Genomic DNA, 3,339 nt, shown 5'->3' on the forward strand with positions numbered 1-3,339 from the left:
GAACTCCTAGAGACCATTATGGATGAAGTTGGACAATCTCCAGAAAAATGGCTTCCTATTTTTCAAGAAAGGTCAAAGCAATGAAAAAACTTTTATTGGCAACAGCTCTTTGCGCAATTTCTTTTGGACCTCAAGCAAATGCATTTGGAGGTGGTCCCTTTGATTATAAAATACTGCTGGAAAATATAGAGCAAGCCAAAAAATTGAGAGAACAAGTTGCAAAAGCAGAACAGCAAGTTCAACAAGGCAAACAACAGCTTGAGCAATTAAAGAGCCAACTCGATCAAGCGAAACAATTATATAGTTCCTTAAATGGAAAACCTGATTTATCCGCTCTTCAAGAATTGCTCAACAAACAAGGGAATAATGCTGCTTTCCCCTCTGATTTTAATCATTTAGAACAATCAATAGATGGTACTGGGGGTGGTAGCGGAAACACTGAAAAATGGAAGGAAAAACTTTTATATAAAGAACCATCGGGTGGTAGTGGATCAAAAGAAGCCGTTGATGCCTTTTACAAGCAAGAAGTGGAAAAATTGCACAATCGCAATGTAGGACAAGCAGCAACAGGGCAAGCTGTTTACGAAGATGCCGATAAAAAGAAAGAAGCCATTAGTAAGATTATTGAAAAACTCAAAAATGCTAAAACCGCTGCTGAAGTTCAAGATGCTCAAACACAATTAGCAGCTATACAAGCAATATTACAAGCAGAGGCTTTACAAACACAAGCCGCCTCTATGATTCAGCAAGCTCAACAGGAAGCTGAAATTATTCGTTCTAGAGAAGAATCTAGTAAAAGATACCAAGACTATGCAAGAAAAATCCGTGGTCATTAAAAATTAAAAAGAGGGAATTGAAAATGAACAAGATCATCATAACAACATTACTGCTTTGCATAGGACTTATCACGACTGGTTGCGAAAAAACTTACAGCGTAGAAGAATTTAAAAAAAATGAAAGCTTAATAAGAGAGTTTCAATGGAAGTGTGGGGCTTCTGATAATTCGAAAAATTGTCAAAATGTGCGACAAGCCGCTAAGGAACTTGATGAAGAACATTCTAAGAGAGCTTTAGAAAATTATAATAAAGCTCTAGAGAAAATAAATAAAAGACGAGAGGAACGAGAAGCAAAAGAGCGCGCTAAAGCCGTACAAAAAGAGAAAGAAGAAGCTGAAAGAAACGCTCAATAGTTGTTTTTATAAAAAATAAAAAGGATATTCAATGTCGTTAATGGATTACGTTCCTACGTACAGTGATATAGATGACCGTTTAATGAATACTCTTGGGGACTTAATGGATAAGACCATTAGTAATCTTTCAAGTTCTTTATCCGCTCCTCTTACGGCATCTTGTATAATCTATATTGCATTTATAGGTTACAACATTATATATGGGCGTTCTTCTATGCCTTTATGGGATTTTATAGCGACAACAGCTAAACTTGCCATCGTTGTTACACTCACTACAAACGCTTCTCAATATAATGCTTGGATCAAAGACATATTTTTTACTGATCTGCCTGATGCCATTGCAAATGTCACCCAAGGAGCAAATTCAGATAAAAATGTCTGGGACAATATGATGATACATGCTTCTGCACATGTTTTTGATGCAGCAAATCAGTATACAGCATGGTATGATATGGGGAAGTATATTGTTAATTGGGTTGCTGGTTTAATCTGTTTATTAATTGCTGCTTTTTTTAGCACTATTGGCTTTATCGTCACAATGTTTGCTAAACTTGGTTCATTTCTTGTCATATCGGTTGGACCACTTTTCATAAGCCTTTATATGTTTTCAACGACAAGACGTTTTACAGAAGCATGGTTAGGACAACTCGCAAACTTTATCATTTTGCAGGTATTAGTCACTTTGCTTGGTAACGTATATGTAAGTCTTGCGATAGATATCCTTTCAGGTGACATTAAAGATATCATGTTTTCTGTAATTCAATTTTTGATTATTGGAACCGGAGGCATTTATCTTTTTATCCATTTACCCGGAATTGCCTCTGCTTTAGCTTCTGGAGGAGCATCTCTTGCAGGTTCAACACATTTAGCTCACCACACTAGCAGATTAGCTGGTCGTGGTGCTCTTGCTGGTTTTAGAGGTTTGGCATCAAAATTTAGAGGAGGTAATACTACAAATGCGGGGAGTTAAAAAAATTTGGATTATCTTGCCATTTCTCTTTCTTAGTGGCTGTATGTCTTCATCAAACACGCTGAAATCACTCCCAAAGTGTGATGGATATTCTAAACGTCCACTCAACAGATCAATGTGGAATTGGGAAGGGAAGAAGCCCACTCCAAGACCTATTATTATAAGTGGCAATACACAATCATCTGTGAAAGAGAGCAAACTTGAAACGCTTTTGGCACAAAAATTAACGGACGAAGAAATGAAGTCTTACAAAAATTGCGGGCAAAAAGCATGAAAGAAAACGCCGTAGAACAATATATTGCTGAAGCACGCTCGTTCGATCAAGATCGCATGCTCGCCTCACGCCGCACCACCCGCATCTCGCTTGCAATCGCCGGCATAGCCGTTGCTGTTGCAATAATGTCTTCTCTCGCGGTCATCACCCTCACGCCCCTTAAAACCGTAGAACCCTTTGTCATCCGCGTTGATAATTCAACCGGCATCACTGAAGTCGTAGAAGCCTTAAAAGAAGGTCCAACAAATGTCGACGAAGCCATCACACGCTATTTTGCAGCAAAATATGTCCGCTTCCGTGAAGGTTTCGTCGTAGAAGAAACACAAAATAACTTCGAAACCATCTCTCTCCTCTCTTCACCTGAAGAACGAGAAAGATTTGCTGGATGGTACGGCGCAAAAAATCCCCAAAGTCCTCAAATTCTTTATAAACACGCCACCGTTACAATAACAATAAAATCAATTTCTTTTATCAATGAAAATGTCGCCCAAGTGCGTTACTACAGAACTGTGCGTAACAACGACAACAACAAAGAATTCATCACCCACTGGGTTGCAACACTCACCTTTGAATATACCAATGCCCCTATCTCTGTTCAAAACCGCTTGATAAATCCTCTAGGGTTTATCGTTAATGAATATAGAACTGATCCGGAAGTGGTCAACTGATCATGACAAAAAAAATTCTTTTTCTCATTCTTAGGATTGCTGTTGCCTTTTCTTTGACGAATATAAGCTACGCGAGTGTTTTTCCCACCCGCGCGCCGAGCGATAGCCGCATTCGCTTTATCAACTATGATGCTTATAATGTCACAAAAATTATTGGCTCCATACGCTCATCGGTACAAATAGAATTTTCTCCCAATGAAGAAATTGCCCATGTGGCAATTGGCAACAGCGTTGCATG

General features: G+C 38.7%; 5 protein-coding genes and 1 pseudogene. All 6 read left to right on the forward strand.

Annotated elements, in window-relative coordinates; all coding sequences use genetic code 11:
- The first annotated feature begins 80 nt into the window (after positions 1-80).
- On the forward strand, positions 81-836 hold the full coding sequence (locus tag ACFIKD_RS09085) for a type IV secretion system protein (RefSeq protein WP_375634908.1): 756 nt from the start codon (positions 81-83) through the stop codon (positions 834-836).
- A 23-nt stretch (positions 837-859) separates the two neighbouring features.
- Positions 860-1,189: an EexN family lipoprotein gene (locus ACFIKD_RS09090; RefSeq protein ID WP_375612432.1), complete on the forward strand. Its 330-nt coding sequence runs from the start codon at positions 860-862 to the stop codon at positions 1,187-1,189.
- Positions 1,190-1,220: 31 nt separating this feature from the next.
- Complete coding sequence (locus ACFIKD_RS09095; RefSeq protein WP_375641257.1) at positions 1,221-2,159, forward strand: type IV secretion system protein; 939 nt, start codon at positions 1,221-1,223, stop codon at positions 2,157-2,159.
- Positions 2,146-2,433 (forward strand): type IV secretion protein VblB7, encoded by a 288-nt coding sequence (locus ACFIKD_RS09100; RefSeq protein WP_375612434.1) that lies wholly within the window; start codon positions 2,146-2,148, stop codon positions 2,431-2,433. Before ACFIKD_RS09095 ends, ACFIKD_RS09100 begins: the two co-directional genes overlap by 14 nt.
- On the forward strand, positions 2,430-3,101 hold the full coding sequence (locus tag ACFIKD_RS09105) for a virB8 family protein (RefSeq protein WP_375612435.1): 672 nt from the start codon (positions 2,430-2,432) through the stop codon (positions 3,099-3,101). The genes ACFIKD_RS09100 and ACFIKD_RS09105 overlap by 4 nt, the downstream gene beginning before the upstream one ends.
- A 2-nt stretch (positions 3,102-3,103) precedes the next feature.
- Positions 3,104-3,339: pseudogene (locus ACFIKD_RS09110) on the forward strand (P-type conjugative transfer protein VirB9); the annotation flags it as partial.

The organism is Bartonella sp. CR84HXZ (assembly GCF_042194535.1).
Classification (GTDB): domain Bacteria; phylum Pseudomonadota; class Alphaproteobacteria; order Rhizobiales; family Rhizobiaceae; genus Bartonella; species Bartonella grahamii.

Coding starts and splice junctions, on each gene's coding strand:
- ACFIKD_RS09085 (WP_375634908.1), top strand. CDS start 81: ATGAAAAAACTTTTATTGGCAACAGCTCTTTGCGCAATTTCTTTTGGA.
- ACFIKD_RS09090 (WP_375612432.1), top strand. CDS start 860: ATGAACAAGATCATCATAACAACATTACTGCTTTGCATAGGACTTATC.
- ACFIKD_RS09095 (WP_375641257.1), top strand. CDS start 1,221: ATGTCGTTAATGGATTACGTTCCTACGTACAGTGATATAGATGACCGT.
- ACFIKD_RS09100 (WP_375612434.1), top strand. CDS start 2,146: ATGCGGGGAGTTAAAAAAATTTGGATTATCTTGCCATTTCTCTTTCTT.
- ACFIKD_RS09105 (WP_375612435.1), top strand. CDS start 2,430: ATGAAAGAAAACGCCGTAGAACAATATATTGCTGAAGCACGCTCGTTC.